This window comes from Janthinobacterium sp., assembly GCF_009923995.1.
Taxonomy (GTDB): domain Bacteria; phylum Pseudomonadota; class Gammaproteobacteria; order Burkholderiales; family Burkholderiaceae_D; genus Janthinobacterium.
In genome coordinates this window covers 18,421-37,561 of sequence record NZ_RFSK01000028.1, presented here as the reverse complement: position 1 = coordinate 37,561, position 19,141 = coordinate 18,421, and the positions used below count along the sequence as shown (strand labels likewise).

The following is a 19,141-nucleotide window of genomic DNA, read 5'->3' as shown; positions in this document are numbered from 1 at the left end:
GCTTGCGCAGTTGGCTCTGGTCGGCCTGACCTGAGCCAGGTCAGGACGCGGGGACTATTATTGCAGCAGGGACATGACCATCGAGGACATGCTGTTGCTTTGTTTCAACATTGCGGTACCAGCTTGCAGCAGCATTTGCGAAGCGGTCATGTTCGAGCTTTCGGTCGCGAAGTCGGTGTCCATGATACGGCCCGTTGCTGCCTGGGTGTTGGTGCTGATGTTGGCCAGGTTGGTGGCAACGTGGTCCAGACGGTTGCCCGCTGCACCCAGTGCCGAACGTACCGAACCGACTGCATCGATAGCTGCTTGCAGCTTGTCGATGGTTTGCGATGCGCCGCCTGCAGCGGTCAGTTCTGCACCGCCACCTGCGATCGGCGCGCCGAACGAGTTGTATTCAGCGCTGGCGCTAGCCAGTGCCGAGTGCATCGCGCCCAGTTGGCCGGACAGGTCCAGACCCATGGTTTCCGAGGTCGACGAGCCGATCTGGAAGTTCAGTGCGCTTGCCATTTTGCCATCGACCGACGATGCGGCGGCGGCAGCGGAGTAGCTGGCCGTCGTGGTTTTTGCCAGCTGGGCAGCTGCGTCGGTTGCTTTTGCTGCGGTCAGCGCGGATTCGGCCAGGGCCAGGGCGGAGACGGTAGCTGGGGTCGACGAGGCATTCGCTGCCAGTGCCGAAGCGTAGCTGGCGTTGGCCGAAGCCAGGGCGGTGGTCGAGGTGGCTGCTGCGGAAGCGGCTGCAGCGGCGGCGGTCACGGCGTTGGTTTGTTGTGCTGCGGTTGCTTTGCTGGTCAGCAGTTTCGCGCCACCGAACGAGGTGTTGCCCAGAACGTTGCTCAATTCAGCCGTCAGGGTGTCGAATTCAGCTTGCATTGCGGTTTTGTCAGCGTCGGTTGCCGAAGCATCCGCGCCTTGCGTTGCCAGATCCTTCATGCGGACCAGGATGTTGACGGTTTCGTTCAGCGCGCCGTCGGCGGTCTGGATCATCGAGGTGGCGTTTTGCGTGTTGCGCATTGCCATGGCCATGCCGCTCGTTTGTGCCTTCAGGCGGGTTGCAATTTGCAGGCCTGCAGCGTCATCCATTGCCGAGTTGATGCGGAAGCCGGTGGACAGGCGGGTCATCGAGGTCGACAGCGACGATTGGGTTTTCGAGATCGAATTTTGTGCGGACAGGGCCGCTGCATTGGTGTGAAGGCTCAGCATGAAGATGCTCCAGTTAGGTGGTTACGGTGCGGAGCAGCAGTGTTTGCGCTCTCCCTAGTACAAGACGACCGTTGCTCTACATAAATTAAATGCTTATGAGAATTTTTTTAAATTATTTTTCGGCGCTGGCGGAAAGTGCCGCCTGCGCCTGCTGCAAGGCCGCGTTTTTTTGCCGCGCCAGGTCGTGGGACGGCTCCAGCGCCAGCGCCATGCGGTAGCTTTCCGCCGCCTCGGCCGCCTGGCCCAGGGCTGCCTGGGCGCTGCCCATGTTGCAGTAGGCATCGGCAAAGCCGACGTCCAGGGCCAGTGCCCGGGCATAGCATTCGATGGCGCGCGCGTGCTGCCCCTGTTCCTGCCAGGCGTTGCCCAGGTTGCCGTGGGTCTGCGCGTCGTCCGGCGCCAGCGCCACGGCCGTTTGCAAGGTGGCCAGCGCGTCCTTGCCCTGTGCCTGCAGCGCCGTGCCCAGCACGCTCCAGGCAAAGCCGGATTCCGGATAGCGCGCCACCAGGGTGTGCGCGGCCGCTTCCAGTTCGGCATGCTGGCCGGCTTGGTACAGGGCGACGACGTAGTCGGCCTCGTCCTGCGTCGGCGTCGTCAGGGCCACGACGGCCTGCTGCAGCAGGGCTGGCAATGCGTCATCGTCGAGTCCCCGCGCGATGGCGGCCGCCAGCACGTTGTGCGCCTGCCGGGCCTGGCCTGCCCGCAGCAGCCCTTGTGCATAGGAAAGACAAAACTCCGCTTGTTGCGGCGCCGCATCATGTGCCGCGGACAAATAGGGCAGGGCTTCGTGCGGGAAACCCAGCTGCGTTGCCAGCAAGCCCATATTATGGTTGGCGATCACGTGGCGGGGCTGGCTGTGGATGATCGCCAGGTACAGCGTTTCGGCCTCGACGAAGCGGCTGGACTGGTGATGCTCGATGGCCAGCAGCAGGGCGGCGTCGACGTTGACGTCATGCAGCGATTGCAGGCTGGTGGCGCGCTGGTGCAGCGAGCTTTGCGCCGGCTCGGCGTCGAACGAGGCGGGCGGCAGGCCGGCGCAATGGCGCTGCCACATGCCGCGCAGCGCATTGTCGAGGCCAGCGGCGATCAGCGCCGGCTGGCCGGAGGGCGCGTTGCTCATGCGCGCGCGCATGCCCGTGCGCAGCTGCGCAAGATGTGCCGGGTCGCCGGCGATGGCGATGCCTTTTTGCAGGAAGTCGTCGTCGTCGCTGGCGATGAACTCGGCCAGACTGACTTGCTCGAGGATGGCCGCGCCTACCCTGCCGGGCAAGGTGGGGCCCGTCATGGTGAGCGTCGGCACGCCCATCCACAGCGCGTGGCAGGTGGTGGTGCCGCCGTTGTAGGGCGAGGTATCGAGGCAGACGTCGACCTGGCTGTGCAGGGCCAGGTAGTCGCGCGTGTTGGTGTGCGGGTGAAAACTGAGGCGTTCCGCGGCGATGCCTTCCTTGACAAAGGCGGCGCGCAAGGTATCGCTGATCTGTTCGCTCGGCATGGCCGCCAGCAGCATTTTCGCCGTCGGCACGGCGCGCAGCAGCCGCGACCAGCGCGCGATGACGGCGGCGCTCAGCTTGCCCGGACGGTTGAAGCTGCCGAACGTGATGTAGCCGTGCACGCTTGCGGGGGCGGCGCTGACCGGCGGCGAGACGGCCGAGGGCATGAAGGGCGCGGTGGCGGGCAGGCGCAGCAGCTTTTCCGTGAACTGCTCGTCGAGCAGGCCGGGGGGCGAGAAGAAGCGGTCCGTCAGGTAGTAATCCATCGACTGCAGGCCCGTGCTCAGCGGATAGCCTATCCACGTGGCCTGCAGCGGCGCAGGCTTGCGGGCAAAGGTCTGCAGGCGGTTGTGGCCCGTGTGGCCGGACAGGTCGACGAGGATGTCGATGCCGTCGGCCTGGATGTTCAGCGCCAGCTGTTCGTCCGACAGCGCCTGCACGTCGTGCCAGTGGCGCACGACGTCGCGCAACTGCGTGGTCACGGCATCGTTGATGATGTTGTTGCAATAGATGTGCAGTTCCAGCCCCTCCGCATGCACCAGGTGTTCCAGCACGGGCGCAATGAAGTTGGCCACGGCATGATTGTTCAGGTCGGCGGAGACAAAGCCCACGCGCAGCCGGCGGGCGGGATCGCGCACGTTGGCATGGCGGGGCCAGGCGGCGCGCAGCGGCGTCTCGAACTGTTCGCCGAAGTGCCGGTGCTCGGCAAACAGGGCTGCGGGACCGAGCTGGGCGCTGTGGCTGAGGGTGAACAGCAGGTTGCTATGCATGTCGGCCCACGCCGGATTGACGGCAAGCGCGCGCCGGCACGTCGCGATCGTGTCATCCAGATGGCCCAGTTTGCCCTGGATGGCGCTGAGGTTGATATGCGCCAGGTGAAAACCCGCGTCGAGCCGGATGGTTTCGACGAAGCAGGCCTGGGCTTCCTCGAAGCGTTCCAGCCGCATCAGGCAGGTGCCCGCATTGAAATGGGCGTACTGAAAATACGGCGCGGCGAGCTGGGCCTGCCGGTAGTGCTCCAGCGCCTCTTCCAGCTGGTCCTGGGCCTGCAGGACGGAACCGATATTGTTGTAGGCCAAGGCGTTGCCCGGCAGGTGGTGTAGCATTTTCCGGTAGGCATCGAGCGCCTGCTGCAGCTGGCCGCTGGCCTGGAAGGACAGGCCCAGGCAATTGTAGGTTGCCGCATTGCCGGGTTCATGCCGCAGCGCGGCCTGATAGGCCTCGATCGCCAGCGCATGGCGCTGCGTCAGGGCCAGCAGTTCGCCGTGGTCGCACAGTAGCGCGGCGCCGGGCGCCAGTGCTATCGCCTGCTGGAACGCTGCCTCTGCAGCGTCGTACTGTGTCAGTGCAACGAGGCTCTTGGCCAGTTGATGATGCAGCTGCGCATCATCCGGACGGCTGGCAAGCGCTGCCCGGCAGGCGTCCGCATCCGCTTGCGCCGCCGCCTGTTGCTGGGCAGGGCTGGGTTGTACCGGTGCCGGCAGTGGCAAATGGGGTCGGGCTGTAGCGCGCATGGGGAGGAATGAAAGGATTTTGCCAGCCCGGATTTTAACCGCTAAAGATGCCTTGAGGAAATTTTCCGCGCCACTGCCGGCATGCAAGCCTCGGCGATTGTTGCGCGCTCAGCTCATGGCGTCCGCGCGCGGCGATTCGCATAGCAAAAAGATGCTGGAGCACAGGTCCGGGTATTGCTGGCCCAGCTGATAGCAACCGTCCAGGTAGGCGGGAGAGATGATATCGGTCTGCAGCAGCCTGTCCCACTGGAAATTGGCCAGCGCCTTGAAAAAGATGCCCGAACGGTGCACTACCGACAAGCCGGCACTGACCGCATCGCGTTCCAGCGTGTCGAGCGTATAGGTGCAGCGGTGGCCGTGCTCCGCCTCGGCCGGGGTCACCGCCGTATTGTGGCTGATGAGTCCCATCTTCACGGCGATCTGGCGCGACGGCGCATGCGCATTCGGGCAGACGAGAAACAGGCGTCCGCCTGGCGCCAGCCATTCCTCGCCTATGCGCCTGAGCACGGCGACGGGATCGTCGAGGTGCTCCAGCACGTGCGTGAGGACGATGTTGTCGTATTGTCGGGGCAGCGTGGCGTGCTCGAACATGGAATGCACGAACTGCACGCGATCGCCCAGGCGCCGCCTGGCTTCGGCCAGCGCTTCGTCGGACGCTTCCACGCAGGTGATGTCGGTAAAGTAGGGCAGGAAACGCCGCGTGAAATCGCCCTTGTAGCTCCCCAGTTCGAGCAGGCTGCCCTGCTTGAAGAAGGGCAGGAACGAGCGGATCATGTACGGGTGCATGACGTCGAAATCAAAGCCGTAGGAATACTTTTCGTTTGCCTGATTGGCGGAATCGTCGAGTTCCTGGTTATAGTTTCTTGCGGTACTCATGGTTGATTCTCCGGGGAAGTCGGAACGGAAGGGGGGCCAGCGTGCGCAGGGGCATCGAGCAGGCGGGCCAGGCCGAATCCTGCGCGGCCGAAGGCATTGCCGTTGTACAGCATGTAGATCTCGCCATCCAGCGCAAAGGTGTGCGGATAGCATTGCATTTGGGAATCCCAGCCGTCCGCCGCGACATCGATGCCGGCCAGGCTGTCGTCGCGCGTCCACTCCAGCATGTCGCGCGACCAGGCATAGCCGATGCGGTAGGCGCTATTGCTATCCGTGCGGAAACCATGCGCTTGCCGATAGCAAAAATACATGTGATGCAAGCCGTTGCGTTCAAATACCGTGGGCAGCGCCTGGCATTCGTCTTCGTTCAGCCGGTCCGCGATGATGGCCTTGCCGTCGCGCCGCCAGTGGATGCCGTCCGCCGAGGTGGCATGGGCGATCTTGTAGACGCGGTCAGGCGGCTGTGCCGGGTCGAACTTTTTCCATGCCGTGCCGTAGATGTACCACATATGGTACGTTTCGGCATGGATCGCAACGTAGGCATCGGCCACCAGAAACGGTTCGTGCAGCGAGGCGGACATGACCGGCCCCGTGCCATGCTTCTGGAACGTCAAGCCATCGTCGTGGCTGATGGCCAGCCCGATGCTGGCGTCGACGGAGACGGATACCTTGCGGTTCCAGCCGGTGGTATAGGCCAGCACCCGTTCGCCATCACGCACCATGTTGACCGGAAAGATGCCGTGTTCATCGAAACAGCCGAGGCCGCCGAGGGGAATGACCGTGCCGCTGGAGGTGCCGATGATGTTGCGCAGCGAGCGGTCGACATCCACGAAGGCGACATGGCTCAGGTATTTGCCCGTGCTGTCGCGTTCGCGCGTCGAAAAATAGATGCGTACCCGGTCCGGCAGCACCAGCGTTTGCGGCGATTGGGCAAAATCGACGCAGTTGTTTGGCAATGCATGCTCGGACGGATCGAACAGCTTGCCCAGTTTTTCCCATTTCATCGCGCGCTCCAGTCTTGTGATGCCGGCAACCTGGCCAGGCCGATGCCGGCGCGTCCCATTTCATTGCCTTGATAAACCATATACGTTGTGCCATCGACAACGAAAACGTGCGGGTAATTGACCATTTCCCCATCCCAGCCGCCGTCCGAGACTTGCATGCCGGCAAGGTCGTCGTTGCGTTGCCAGTGCAGCAGGTCAGTGGAGCTGGCATAGCCGATGCGATAGCCGCCCTGCGGGCCCTTGTAGTCGCGGATGTCGCGGTAGGAAAAGAACATATGGTAGGCGCCGTCACGGAAAATGACGTCCGGGCACGCCTGGCATTCGTGTTCCCCGAGCTTGTCCTCGATCAGGTCGCGACCATGCGTGACCCACTCGATTCCGTCGGCAGAGCTTGCCATGCGGATTTTATAGATGGGTTCGGGCTTGCCATCCGTTTCGCGCCATTCCTTGCCGGCGACATACCACATATGCCATTGCCCGCCGTACTGGCGCACGCGCGGACTGCCCAGCAGGAAGGGTTCATCGGGGCTGTAGCCCAGCACGGGTCCCGGCCCCAGGCGGCGGAAGGTATCGCCGTTATCGTCGCTGACGGCGATGCCGATGGCGGCGTTGAAGCGCACCGATTCGCAGCGCGTCCAGCCGCCGTAGTACACGCGCACCTGCTGCGCATCGCGAATCACGGTGAGGGGATTGATGCCGAATTCGTCGAACGTGCCATAGCCGCCCAGGTCCAGCGGCGGGGCCTGGCAAACGTGGGTGACCTGCAGCAGGTTGTGCCTGTCCAGGTCGATATATGCCATGTAACTGACGTATTGACCGTCGACGGGCGCAGGCCTGGAGCAGAAATACACGCGCACGCGGTCGTCGTCGACCAATACGGTTGGCGACTGGGCAAAATCATGCATCCAGCTGCCGCCATTCAGATCCTTGGGGTCGAACAGCTTCCCCATCTTTTCCCACTTGAACATTACCTTGATCCTTTGCCAAATTCTGCCGTCACGTACCGGCCATTTACTCGTCGAGGCGCCGCAGCACCTTGGAACCCGTTTTCAAGCCGCCATAGTAATAGTCGTTGAAGCCCGCAGCCTGCATCAGGTCGAAGACGGGCTGCATGTCGTAGGCCACGCGGTGCAGCGTGAAACGGCCATCCCCGTACAAGGCGAACGCGGCGCGCGGATCGCCATCCCGGGGCTGGCCGACGGAACCCGGATTGCAGTAGGTCTTGCCGTCATAGGTCTCCAGCCGCTGGACATGGGTGTGGCCCGAGACGAAGATGCGCCCCTCCACCTGCGCGAAATAGTCCGCGCTGGGCTTCAGGTATTCGTCGATGGGGTCGCCCCAGCCGCCATGCACCATGCGGACCTCTCCGACCTGCAACTGCAGCGGCAGGGTTTTCAGCCACGCCAGATTGTCCTCGCTGATCACCTTGCGCTGGTACACGAGGCAGTCGTTGACGCTGCGCGAGCGGGGGCAGAAGCCGCCGCCCGCCATATACCAGTCGTGGTTGCCCATGACGCAGGCAATGGCGCGCGCGCGCAGCATGTCGCAGCACTCGTTGACTTGCGAATAGTAGCCAACGACGTCGCCGGCACAATAAATGGCTTCCACGCCGAGCCGGTCAATTTCCGCCAGCACGGCCTTCAGCGCTTCAAAATTGCCGTGGATGTCAGAGATGAAGGCTATCGTCATAAAATATATGCTCCTCTATGTAACGGACGGCATGGCCACGCCGGATGGCGGGCGCGGCAGGCGTCTGCCCGTGCAGGAAAAAGTCGGCCGCCATGGCGCTCTCGTTATAGCCGAATGCGGTGCGGATGGCTGTAGACGAGGAAATGCGGGGATTGATCTCCAGCAATTTGACGCCGTCGCTGCACGTCCTGAACTGGAAATTGGTCGGCCCGACGGGCGAAAACTGCCGGCATAGGCCAGTCAGGGCAGCGTTAAATTGCTCGCCAGAAACGACTTCGGCCTTGTCCGTAAAGCCATCCCTGGAGAGCTTCCTGCGCAGCGCGATGCTGGCGTGATAGCCGCCGCGGCCGTCGCCGAACGCCGCCAGCGTGAATTCGTTGTCGTCGTCGCCGATGATGGGCTGGGCCATCAGCACGGGGCCGATATCCTGGCGGTGCCGCTCGAAGGTGGCCGCGCTGTCGACCCTGACGATGCCCTTGGAACCGAAGCCGCGGCGCGGCTTCAGCAGGAAGGGCAGGCCGAACGTACTGGCCAGGAAGTCGAATCCGTCATGCAGGCTGCTGTCGATCGCCCATGGCATGTCCGCCGCGCGCAGCGTCTCGTAGAAGGCCCATTTGTCCTTGCACAGGCGCACCAGCCCGGGCTGGTTCATGACGGCCTTCGCGCCATGCCGCTCTATCTGCGCCAGATGCTCTATCCAGTGGTACAGGTCGATTTCGATGCCTGGGATGAGCAGGTCGACCTGATGCTTGTCGATGGTGGCGCACAGCCAGTCGAGATAGCCGGCCTGGCTCGTGGGCGGCGCCAGTTCGAAGACGTCGCAGAAACCCTGGGCGACCGAGTCGCGGTACATGGAGGTGCCGATCAGGCGCAGCGCGGGATCGGCTTTTTTCAGGGAGCGCAGGATGCCATAGCCGACGATGCCGCTGGCGCCGGAGACGAGGATTGTTTTCATTGCTTGCCCTTTCTGTGCGCCGCTTCCCTGGCCATCCCCGCCGCGAAGGAAATCCGCGGTGTGTAGCCCAGCAGGCGGAACAGGCGGTCGTCGGCGGGGAAGACATTGTCGGCAATGTCCGGCTGCTGCGGGACGAAATGCAGCTGGCTGCTGCTGTGGAAGGCCAGGGCCGCGGCGCGGAAAATGTCCGAGTAGCTGACGTCCTGGGGGTGGGCACAGGCATAGCTGCCGGTCAGCCGGCGTTGGATGGCCAGGGCGATCAGGTGCGCGACGTCTTCCACGTGGATGAAATTGCGGCGCGCGTCGCGGCGGCCGTAAATGGCCACGTCTTCGTTGTTCGCCACCTTGTCGATGATGGAAAACAGGAAGGGCTGGTGCTGGCGGTAGGCCTGGCCGACGCCATAGAATTGCGAGGGCTTGATGATCGTCAAGGCCAGGCCGGCATTCTTGCAGTAAAGCTGGGCCAATTCATCCGCATGGCGCTTGGACAGGGAGTAGGCGGTGTAGAACGGCGACGCCGCATCCAGGCTGGCGAAGATGCTGGAAACCTGCAGCATATGGGGAATCGACGCGGCCGTGCACAGCTGGCACAGCTTGAGCGTGCCGAGCGCATTGACCTGTTCCGTCACGTACACGGCAGACGGATCGGTGCCGCCAAAGCTTGCGGCGGCGTTGACGAGTACGTCGATGCCCGGTGGCAGCTGGCGCGGGTCGAGCTCGTCGCTCAGGTCCAGGTGGATATCGCCATCCGCGCGGCCGGCGCGGAATACCTGCGCAAACTGCGACAGGATGGGTATCAGCGCCTGCGCCAGCGACGAACTCGCTCCGACGATCAGTATGCGCATGCGCTTCCTTTCAATGTGGGGGCCGCCTTGCATGGTTGCTCAGGGTGCCGTGGCATCGGTGTCTTCCAGGCGCCGCGACAATTGCAGGAACAGGGCGCTGCCCATGACGAACGCCGTGCCGATGCCGTGCCGGTATTGCGCAATGAATTCGTCGCCCGCACGCTGCGGGCCATCGCCGTACGGCCAGATATAATCATCGACGATGATCCAGCCGCCTGCGGCGACGAGGGGACTCCAGCTCGCCAGGTCGGACCGGGCTGCGGCATAGCTGTGATTGCCGTCGATATGCAGCAAGGCAATTTCACCGTGGTAGTGCGTGCTGCCGAACGCCTCCGTCCGGACCTCGCGCCGCTGGCGGTAGTGCTGTGCGCCTTCGTCGGAAGGCAGGCGCAGGTAGTTGACGTGGTCGTGGCTGTAGGGCAGCAGATTCATCTCGAACACGGTCAGCGCTTCGCTGGCATCGAATTGCGCCGAAACCTGGTCCACCAATCCTTTTTCGTCATGCTGCACCAGGTGCGCATTCGACCAGGGATCGACGCACAGCAGCTTGCCGATTTGATAGCAGCGTGCAAGCCAGGCCAGCAGGAAAGCGGATTTGCCCCACCAGCTGCCGATTTCCACGATGTCGCCACGCACGGCATGGCGCGCGACTTCCGCCAGGGCAAACATTTTTTCGTGGTCGCACATGCCCGGTATGAGTTCGGCATGGCGGAACAGGGCGGCCAGTTCGATCGCGCTGGCGCCTGGACGGGCAGGTACCCCGGTGCAGAACTGCAGCGGCCGGGCCTGCCAAGCCGCCACCTGCGCGCGTGCCTCGCGGTAGGCGGCCAGTTCGGCATTTGCCGGCGACGCGTTGAGCAGCGTCACGCCGGGCGCCAGTTCGTGCAACGTCCGGTGCAGATGGTCCCAGATGACGGGGTTGGGCGTGTATATGCCGCCGATGCCGGCGCTGGCGATGCAGTCCTGCAAGGCGGCATCAAAATTGGCGTCCGTGATGTAGGGCAGGTGCCGCCAGGCCGGGTACTTGTCGCGCGACGGATCATGCAGCAGCGAGGACGCGCCCACCACGGCCTTGCCGTCCGCCAGGCATTTTTGAAGGAATTCCAGCGACCTGGGCGTTCCGCCAGGAAAAATCAGGATGGAGCGCTTGCTGCTGTCTGTTGTTTGCATGATATGTCCAGGATAGGGAAGTGTGCGCCGCAATGCGTTCGCCTGGCGCCAGCCGTGGGCGAACCCGTGCACGGTCAGAGCAGTGCGTACTTGTCCTCGATGGCCTGCCGTACGCTGGCGGCCGGATTAAACATCAGCACGTCGATGATCGAGAGCCAGGGCACGAAAGGCAAGCCGAACTGTGGGTAGCTGAACGGCTGCGACTGGATGAAGCGCAAGTCGATGCCTGCTTGCCGGAATGTCTCCGTCGAATACAGTGCCTGCCCGCCGATGGCATTGACATAGGTGTCGGCCGCGAGCGCCTGGCAGATGGCCAGCACCTTGTCCTGGCTTTTCAGCCCGTGGTCGATGGCGATGCCGGAGGACACCCGTATCGGCGTGCCTATGCCCAGGTGTGCGCATGTCTGCCGCAGGCTGTGGTGCAGGAAGTCGAACAGGTTGTGCGGCACATACTGCAGAATCGATTCGATCAAGGCCATGGTGTGCGCAAAATAGGGAGCCTTGCGGTAGGCGCCGGCGAACTGCGCCAGCAGCTTGGCCGCCTTGAAATCGCCGGCGAGCATGCGCTCACGCACGTGCAGGGTGTCGCTGTCTTTCTTGAGCGGCAGCGAAAACATGGCATCTTTGCCATTTAGCAGCATTCTATTACGGTTGATCCAGCCTTTTTTCGTGTATTCAATATTGTCATACAAGACAAAGACGTCCGCCGCCGCAATGAGCTGGAAATAGCCGATGTACGGAAAAAAGTACGGCTGCATGATGGCCACCTTCATACGGCGATGGCCGCTACGGCGGCGGGCGGCATGGCATGCGTCGCGTCAGTGATGAGACTGACGATGAAATCGATCTGCTCGAACGTCAGTCCCGGATACTGCGGCAGGCAAATGATCTGTTCGGCTGCCTGGCGGGCCGCCGGCAGATTGGCCGGGGCTGCCGAGGCCATTCCCCGGTACATGGGGAAATCGCTGATCAAGGGGTAGAAATAGCGGCGCGCATAGATATTGTTGTCGCGCAGGTGCTGGAACAGCTGGTCGCGGCTGAGGGGGAAGGCGGGCGTGACCAGCACGGGAAAGTAGGCGTGGTTGGTGATGCCGTCCGCTGCCGGCTGGCAGCGTATGCCCGGGACCCGCGCCAGGCGCTGGCGATAGTAGGCATCCACCTCGGCGCGCCGCTGCAAGGCCTGGTCGATGCCTTTCAGCTGCAGCAGGCCGAAGGCGGCATTGATTTCGCTCATCTTGCCGTTGATCCCCGGGGCCACGACGGTGGTCTCGCCGACTATGCCGAAGTTTTTCAGGTGGTCGATGCGCGTCTTGGTCTTGGCGTCCGGACACACGATGGCGCCACCCTCAAAAGTATTGAAGACTTTGGTGGCGTGAAAACTCAGTACCGAAAGGTCTCCATGGTTCAGTACGCTTGCGCCCTTGTGCTGCACGGCAAAGGCATGCGCGGCATCATAGATGACCTTCAGTCCATAGTTGTCGGCAATACGCTGGATGCGCTCGACGTCGCAAGGTTGCCCATAGCAATGGACAGGCATGATGGCCGTCGTTTGCGGCGTGATGGCCGCTTCGATCTTGTCCGGGTCCATGTTGAAGGTAAGCGGATCAATGTCGACAAAGACCGGCTTGATGCCATTCCACAGCAGGGAATGGGCCGTCGCCACGAAGGAATAGGGAGTGGTGATGACCTCGCCGGTGATGCGCAGCGCCTGCAATGCGGTGATCAATGCCAGGGTGCCGTTGGTGAACAGGCAAATATGCTTGACACCCAGATAGTCGCACAGTGCTTCTTCCAGCTGGTGGTGGAAGGGCCCGCCATTGGTGAGAATGTTGTGCTTCCAGATTTCCTCCAGATACGGAATGAAATCTTCCAGCGCTGGCAGCAGCGACTGGGTTACATAGATCGGCGTTGCTGGTTTTGCCGGTGCGGTCATCATAGTGCCTCTTGTTGGGTCATTTTTTCTGCTTGTCCGCCAGCCCGGCGCGGACATATACAGGCAGAGGCGTCAGGGCGCGGGCAGCGCGTGGGCCGCTGCTCCGCAGTGGCTCTGCAGCAACAAGAGAGGGGCATGTTCCAGTGCGGCGCGGGCGGTTGCGTACATAAGAAAATCGGTGATGGAGTAGGCCAGAGCGGATTGTAACTGCTGGTGGAGGTAAAAGAAACTTTCCACAAGGAATTTTTTCTCAAGGTGTTTTTTTGCCTATTGCGGCCTTGCGCCGCTCCCCCCCGGGGGCCTGGCAGCGCGGCGGCATCATGTCGGTGCGCCATCCCCGCCGGCAGGCCGGGGTGCCTGAAGCAGCCAGTGTCCGGCTTGCTGGTAGAACGCCGGCGCCAGGTGGAAGCGGTCCAGGTGCCAGCGGCCATTGCCCAGCCTGTCCTGTCCGGCAGTCGCGCCATGCACGTCCAGGAAGTGCCAGTGCCGCTCCTGCGCACCTGCCTTCAGCAGGGTATTGACGCTGTCTATCATGTCGAGGAAACCGCGCTTGTCGCCGGGGTCGCGCCGGTCCGTCAGGTCGTAGCCGGGGGCCGGCACGCCTTGCAGCGTAATGGATGGCCATGGGCGCTGGCGCAAGGCCTGGTCGAGGAAGGCCAGGTAGCCAGCCACGGTCGAGCCGATCAGCGCGTCGAGCGGGCCGTGGCCGCGCTGCGCCGCCCGCCACATGCCTTCGACGGGACGGCAATCGATTTCGCCCATGGTGAGCAGCAATGCACCTTCGCCGATGGCATCGAGATGGCTCTGCAAATGTTGTTTGTAGGTATTTTGCCCCGCTTGGGCAAGGTGGTGCATCTGGATGCCCATGATAAACCTGCTGCGCGCCTGCACCTGGCGTCCCTGCCATGCAAACACTGTGTTGCCGGGCGATAAACTGTGCGATTCGCCGATGACATGCAGCAGCGCCAGGGGGCGCGACGCATCCGCCGCCGTCGCCGGACACGCCGCTGCCAACTGGCGCAGGTAGCGGTAAAACACGCGCATGGCGCGATCCTCGTCGATATCGGCCATGTCCGCGAAGTCGGCATGCAACTCAGCAATGCGCACGACTTCCGCGCGGTCGGCATGCAGCCACGCGCCGATCATGGCATAGGCGGCGAGCAGGCCCTGGTAGCGCCGGTCATCGCTCAGGTGGGCGGAAAAGCGGGCTACCTGCGCGGGGAAGTGCGCGAGGCCTTGCGCGCCGGACAGGCAGGAGGTCAGCCATTGGTTGATCAGCCGCAAGTCAAAAGTGCGCAGCGCAACGGTATCGGCGACGCTGGCGTCCAGCACCTGCCGGGCGGCATCGAATTGCCCCGAGCGGTTGAGCAGGCTGACCCTGGCGTGCGCCATGGCCGGATCCGCGCAAACGGCGGGCGGCAGCGTGCGCAGAAACTGCAGGGCGTCGTCGTCGCGCTCCAGCCTCAGCAGCAGGTCGATACGGCGGGCGCAAAGAGCTGCCGTGCCGGGCCGCCTGGCTAGGCCCAGCTGCGTCGCCCGCAGGGCGCCTTCCCAGTCGCGTGCATTTGTCAGCAGTGTGCCCAGCTCGATGCACGCCTCGATGTCGGACGGATGCCTGTCGATGATGTGCCCGTATGTGGCGATCGCCCTGGATGGCTCGCCCTGCAGTATCTCGCACGAGGCCCTGAGCAGGAGGGCGGACAGGCAGTCTGGCTCCAGCCCGAGTGCCGTGGCCAGCCAGTCGCGGGCAAGTTCGGCATGGCCTTGCCGCAGCAGGCCCGCCGCCACGGCGCTGGCCGCCGCTGCCGTCGGCCCTGCCGCCAGCGCGGCATGCAGGGTATCCGCCACGGCGGCATCCTGGTCGTCCGCCGCAGCCTGCAAGACCGTCATGGTGCGCGCGCGGAGCGCCGCGATGTCGTCCACGGCTGGCCGGGCCTGCGGCAGTTGCTGTGCGTCAGGGCGGGGCGGTGCAGGGCGGGTGTTGGCGCACATGGGAGCAGGGAACGGACGTGCCAGTCGGAAAGACTGGAATTGTAACGGTAAGAAGTGCTTTAGAGAAACTTCTTCGTCTGAACTTCCCGGAAATGTGGTGCCGCGCGCCACCGTGAGGGCGGCGTTGCCGGCAACCATGGTTGTTTTGGCAAAAAAACGGCGTGGAGACCGTCCGGTGTCCACGCCGCGCTGCTTTCCCTTGCGGGAAGTGCCGTTCTTACATGTTCGGATAATTCGGTCCGCCGCCACCTTCCGGCGTCACCCAGACGATGTTCTGCGTCGGGTCCTTGATGTCGCAGGTCTTGCAGTGCACGCAGTTCTGCGCATTGATCTGCAGGCGCTCGGCGCCGTCGTCGTTCTTCACGAACTCGTACACGCCGGCGGGACAGTAGCGCGCTTCCGGACCCGCGTACGTGGCCAGGTTGACGTCGACGGGCACGCTGGCGTTTTTCAAGGTCAGGTGGATGGGCTGGTCTTCCGCGTGGTTCGTGTTCGAGATGAAGACGGAGGACATCTTGTCGAAGGTCAGCTTGCCATCCGGTTTCGGATACACGATCACTTTCGACTGGGCCGCCGGCTTCAGGCATTCGTGGTCGCCATGCGTGTGGTGCAGGGTCCATGGCGCCTTGCCGCGGAAGATGATCTGGTCGATGCCCGTCATCAGGCTGCCCAGATACAGGCCTTTCGACAGCCATGGCTTGACGTTGCGCGCCACGTGCAGCTCTTCGTGCAGCCAGGATTGCTCAAAGGCAACCGGGTAGCTGGACAGCTCGTCGTGCTGACGCGCTTCGCCCAGCGCGCCGAAGGCCGCCTCGGCCGCCAGCATGCCGCTCTTGATGGCCGCGTGGCTGCCCTTGATGCGGCTCATGTTCAGGAAGCCCGCGTCGCAGCCGATCAGCGCGCCGCCCGCGAATACCAGTTTCGGCAAGGATTGCAGGCCGCCGGCCGTGATCGCCCGCGCGCCGTACGAGATGCGCTTGCCGCCTTCGAAGAACTTGCGGATTTCCGGATGCGTCTTGTAGCGCTGGAATTCCTCGTACGGCGACAGGTAGGGGTTTTCATAGGCCAGGCCGACGACGTAGCCGACCATCACCTGGTTGTTTTCCAGGTGGTACAGGAAGGAGCCGCCGTAGGTTTTCGCGTCCAGCGGCCAGCCCGTCGAGTGGATCACCAGGCCCGGCTGGTGCAGGGCAGGGTCGATTTCCCACAGTTCCTTGATGCCGATGCCGTACGATTGCGGGTCCTTGCCGGCGTTCAAGTCATACTTGGCCATCAGCTGCTTGCCCAGGTGGCCGCGCGCGCCTTCCGCGAACAGGGTGTACTTGGCGTGCAATTCCATGCCCAGCTGGAAGTCGGGGCCGGCCTGGCCGTCGCGCTTGACGCCCATGTTGCCGGTCGCCACGCCCTTCACGGAGCCGTCGTCGTTGTACAGGATTTCCGCGGCAGGAAAGCCCGGGAAGATTTCCACGCCCAGGTTTTCCGCCTGCTGGCCCATCCAGCGCACGACGTTGCCCAGCGAGACGATGTAGTTGCCGTGGTTTTCAAAGCAGGCCGGCACGGCGAAGTTCGGCGTCTTGTAGGCCTTGGTTTCCGTCAGGAACAGGATGCGGTCTTCCGTCACGGCCGTGTTCAGGGGAGCGCCCAGCTCCTTCCAGTTCGGGATCAGTTCCGTCAGCGCTTTCGGGTCCATGATGGCGCCCGACAGGATGTGCGCGCCCAGTTCGCCGCCTTTTTCCAGTACGCAGACGGACACTTCCTGGTTCTTTTCAGCGGCCAGCTGCTTCAGGCGGATCGCGGCCGCCAGGCCCGCGGGGCCGCCGCCCACGATGACCACGTCATACTCCATGGTCTCGCGCGGTCCGTACTGTTCAACTAAGTTATTAGGCTGTGTCATGGTCTCGATTTATAGTCACTAAATGGGTGGGTGAGGAATCTTCGAAGAAATTTAAGCACGAGTGTGCTTGTTTTTGGCGAGGATTGCAACTTTGGCGCCATTTTGCGTGACATTGCCCCTCGCCGCAATCTAAATCCAGCCATTTTGTGTAATGATGGCGTTTCACTTGGCTCAAGTGCGCCGCCGGGGATTTTGCCCGCATGCCACAGGCACGGCGTAAAGTGTTATCTAAAATAAAACAGGAGTAGCTCGTGGGCATAGAAGTCAATTTCGAGGGCAAGATTGCCCTGATTACCGGCGCATCGAGCGGCCTCGGCGCGCGCTTTGCGAAAGTGCTGGCCCAGGCCGGCGCCCAGGTCGTGCTGGCCTCGCGCCGCACCGAACGGCTGAAGGAGTTGCGCGCCGAAATCGAGGCGGACGGCGGCGCCGCGCACGTGGTGTCGCTCGACGTGACGGACTTCGCCAGCATCAAGTCGGCCATCGCGCATGCGGAAACGGAAGCCGGCCCCATCGATATCCTCGTCAACAATTCAGGTGTGTCCACCACGCAACGCCTGGTCGACGTCACGCCCGAGGATTACTCCTTCGTGATGGACACCAATCTGCGCGGATCGTTCTTCGTGGCCCAGCAGACGGCCAAGCGCATGATCGCGCGCGCCAAGGGCGACCCGAAGAAACAGCACCGCATCATCAATATCGCCTCGATGGCGGGCTTGCAGGTGCTGCCGCAGATCGGCGTGTATTGCATGAGCAAGGCGGGCATGGTGCACATGACGCGCGCCATGGCCGTGGAGTGGGGCAAGTACGGCATCAACACCAACGCCATCTGCCCCGGCTATATTTCCACGGAAATCAACGAGGATTACTTTGCCACCGAGCAGGGCAAGAAACTGATCGAGATGCTGCCCAATAAGCGCCCGGGCAAGCCGGAAGACCTCGACGGCCTGCTGCTGTTGCTGGCGGGCGAGGATTCGCATTTCATCAACGGCGCCATCATTTCCGCCGATGGCGGCATGAGCACGTTTTAACGCCATACAAGCTGCTGCGCGTCGCGCTTTGCGGCACGCTGCGGGTTTGTCTTGCGTCAAAGCAGCCCTAGCGCGGCAGCTGCAGTCCCACCAGCTTGTGCACCAGCTCCGATGATGTCGAGGCGGCAAACTTGCGCATCAGCTTGGCGCGGTGCATTTCCACCGTGCGGGGGCTGAGGTCGATCTGGCGGGCGATCAGCTTGCTCGTCTTGCCTTCCACCAGCAGCGCGGCGATTTCGCGCTCGCGCGGCGTCAGTTCCGCCGTCACGGGACGTTTCTCGCTGACATCCTCGAACGTCCAGATGCCCGCTCCCAGCGGCTGCGCGGACAGCATGGCGTGGCCCGTCACGTGGCACCAGAATAATTCCCCATTACTGCGCCGCATGATGCGCTCGTCCGAATAGCGGCCCTTGGCATTCATGATGGGAATGATGCGTTCACCCGTGCGCAGGAATTCGTCGTGCGTGGGGTAGAGTACTTCGAAGGACTGGCCATCGAGCTCGGGGCGCGCATAGCCGAACATGCCGGCCAGCGCCTCGTTGCAGCTGCGCATGATGCGGTTTTCCGACATGCACATGCCCACGGGCGCGTGCAGGAAGATACTTTCATAATCGATGGCTGACGCGGCGTTCATCTGATGCGTATCACTCTCACAGGGGATGGCCGGCACGGCGCCGGTAGTTCTACGGTATTGTACTTTCCACTCGCGTATTTTATGCTGAGTAGCTGCCTGAGTCATGGACTCAAGACCAAAGCTTAACAAAAGATAGAGGGACACCCATGAATAAAGTTTATCCTGACGCCGCCTCGGCGCTGGCCGGTATCGTCCAAGATGGCCAGACCATCGCCGTCGGCGGCTTCGGCCTGTGCGGCATCCCTGAAGCCCTGATCGGCGCCTTGCGCGATTCGGGCGTGACGGGCCTGACGGCCATCTCCAACAACGCGGGCGTGGACGGCTTCGGCCTGGGCCAGCTGCTCACCACGCGCCAGATCAAGAAAATGATCGCCTCCTACGTGGGTGAAAACAAGGAATTCGCGCGCCAGTACCTGGCCGGCGAACTGGAACTGGAATTCACGCCGCAAGGCACGCTGGCCGAAAAACTGCGCGCCGGCGGCGCCGGCATCCCCGCCTTCTTCACCAAGACGGGCGTGGGCACCATCGTTGCCGATGGCAAGGAACTGCGTGAATTCGACGGCGAACAGTACGTGATGGAGCGCAGCCTCGTGGCCGACGTGTCGCTGGTGAAAGCCTACATGGCGGACCGCGCGGGCAATTTGGTCTACCGCAAGACGGCGCGCAATTTCAACCCGAACGTGGCCATGGCCGGCAAGATCACCATCGTCGAAGTGGAAAAACTGGTCGAAGTGGGCGAGATCGACCCGGACCAGGTGCACACCCCCAGCATCTTCGTGCACCGCATCGTGGTCAACGCGCACCCGGAAAAACGCATCGAGCAGCGCACCGTGCGCACCGACTAATAAATAGAAGATTTACGCATGGCAAAACCGTAGCGAGCGGCAGTGATGTGTGGCCAAGAAGCGCCACCGTAC

At 62.9% G+C, this 19,141-nt stretch carries 16 protein-coding genes; 2 read left to right on the top strand and 14 right to left on the bottom strand.

All coding sequences use genetic code 11. From position 1 onward, the window contains the following. Positions 1-57: 57 nt before the first annotated feature. The 13 genes from EBS11_RS15215 to EBS11_RS15155 form a co-directional block, all read right to left on the bottom strand. Positions 58-1,200 (bottom strand): flagellin, encoded by a 1,143-nt coding sequence (locus tag EBS11_RS15215; RefSeq protein WP_290603981.1) that lies wholly within the window; start codon positions 1,198-1,200, stop codon positions 58-60. Between the two features lie 112 nt (positions 1,201-1,312). Further along, entirely contained in the window at positions 1,313-4,180 is a 2,868-nt protein-coding gene (locus tag EBS11_RS15210; protein ID WP_290603979.1) for a tetratricopeptide repeat protein, read from the bottom strand. Between the two features lie 132 nt (positions 4,181-4,312). Continuing rightward, on the bottom strand, positions 4,313-5,080 hold the full coding sequence (locus tag EBS11_RS15205) for a class I SAM-dependent methyltransferase (protein ID WP_290603977.1): 768 nt from the start codon (positions 5,078-5,080) through the stop codon (positions 4,313-4,315). Beyond that, on the bottom strand, positions 5,077-6,084 hold the full coding sequence (locus EBS11_RS15200) for a hypothetical protein (protein ID WP_290603975.1): 1,008 nt from the start codon (positions 6,082-6,084) through the stop codon (positions 5,077-5,079). The genes EBS11_RS15205 and EBS11_RS15200 overlap by 4 nt, the downstream gene beginning before the upstream one ends. Beyond that, positions 6,081-7,052, bottom strand: coding sequence for a hypothetical protein (locus EBS11_RS15195; RefSeq protein WP_290603973.1), 972 nt, complete (start codon positions 7,050-7,052; stop codon positions 6,081-6,083). Before EBS11_RS15195 ends, EBS11_RS15200 begins: the two co-directional genes overlap by 4 nt. A gap of 43 nt (positions 7,053-7,095) precedes the next feature. Next, complete coding sequence (locus EBS11_RS15190; protein WP_290603971.1) at positions 7,096-7,773, bottom strand: metallophosphoesterase family protein; 678 nt, start codon at positions 7,771-7,773, stop codon at positions 7,096-7,098. Beyond that, positions 7,751-8,728 (bottom strand): ATP-grasp domain-containing protein, encoded by a 978-nt coding sequence (locus EBS11_RS15185; protein ID WP_290603969.1) that lies wholly within the window; start codon positions 8,726-8,728, stop codon positions 7,751-7,753. Before EBS11_RS15185 ends, EBS11_RS15190 begins: the two co-directional genes overlap by 23 nt. Next, positions 8,725-9,573 (bottom strand): NAD(P)-dependent oxidoreductase, encoded by an 849-nt coding sequence (locus EBS11_RS15180; protein ID WP_290603967.1) that lies wholly within the window; start codon positions 9,571-9,573, stop codon positions 8,725-8,727. The genes EBS11_RS15185 and EBS11_RS15180 overlap by 4 nt, the downstream gene beginning before the upstream one ends. A 39-nt stretch (positions 9,574-9,612) precedes the next feature. Continuing rightward, positions 9,613-10,743: a class I SAM-dependent methyltransferase gene (locus EBS11_RS15175; RefSeq protein ID WP_290603965.1), complete on the bottom strand. Its 1,131-nt coding sequence runs from the start codon at positions 10,741-10,743 to the stop codon at positions 9,613-9,615. 74 nt (positions 10,744-10,817) lie between these two features. Beyond that, complete coding sequence (locus tag EBS11_RS15170) at positions 10,818-11,501, bottom strand: WbqC family protein (RefSeq protein ID WP_290603963.1); 684 nt, start codon at positions 11,499-11,501, stop codon at positions 10,818-10,820. An 11-nt stretch (positions 11,502-11,512) separates the two neighbouring features. Beyond that, on the bottom strand, positions 11,513-12,676 hold the full coding sequence (locus EBS11_RS15165; protein WP_290604053.1) for a DegT/DnrJ/EryC1/StrS family aminotransferase: 1,164 nt from the start codon (positions 12,674-12,676) through the stop codon (positions 11,513-11,515). A 318-nt stretch (positions 12,677-12,994) separates the two neighbouring features. Further along, positions 12,995-14,599, bottom strand: a complete 1,605-nt coding sequence (locus tag EBS11_RS15160; protein ID WP_290603961.1) for a hypothetical protein — start codon at positions 14,597-14,599, stop codon at positions 12,995-12,997. Positions 14,600-14,885: 286 nt separating this feature from the next. Then, the gene (locus EBS11_RS15155; RefSeq protein WP_290603959.1) at positions 14,886-16,562 is read right to left on the bottom strand and encodes an electron transfer flavoprotein-ubiquinone oxidoreductase; all 1,677 of its coding nucleotides are present in this window, start codon (positions 16,560-16,562) and stop codon (positions 14,886-14,888) included. A 251-nt stretch (positions 16,563-16,813) separates the two neighbouring features. Between EBS11_RS15155 and EBS11_RS15150 the strand changes: the two genes are divergently transcribed. After that, the gene (locus EBS11_RS15150; RefSeq protein WP_034752351.1) at positions 16,814-17,590 is read left to right on the top strand and encodes an SDR family oxidoreductase; all 777 of its coding nucleotides are present in this window, start codon (positions 16,814-16,816) and stop codon (positions 17,588-17,590) included. 67 nt (positions 17,591-17,657) lie between these two features. Here EBS11_RS15150 and EBS11_RS15145 read toward each other — a convergent pair whose 3' ends face one another. Next, positions 17,658-18,224 (bottom strand): PAS and helix-turn-helix domain-containing protein, encoded by a 567-nt coding sequence (locus EBS11_RS15145; RefSeq protein ID WP_290603952.1) that lies wholly within the window; start codon positions 18,222-18,224, stop codon positions 17,658-17,660. A gap of 146 nt (positions 18,225-18,370) precedes the next feature. Here EBS11_RS15145 and EBS11_RS15140 point away from each other — a divergent pair, with 146 nt between their 5' ends. Further along, positions 18,371-19,069, top strand: a complete 699-nt coding sequence (locus EBS11_RS15140; RefSeq protein WP_290603951.1) for a CoA transferase subunit A — start codon at positions 18,371-18,373, stop codon at positions 19,067-19,069. Positions 19,070-19,141 lie beyond the last annotated feature (72 nt).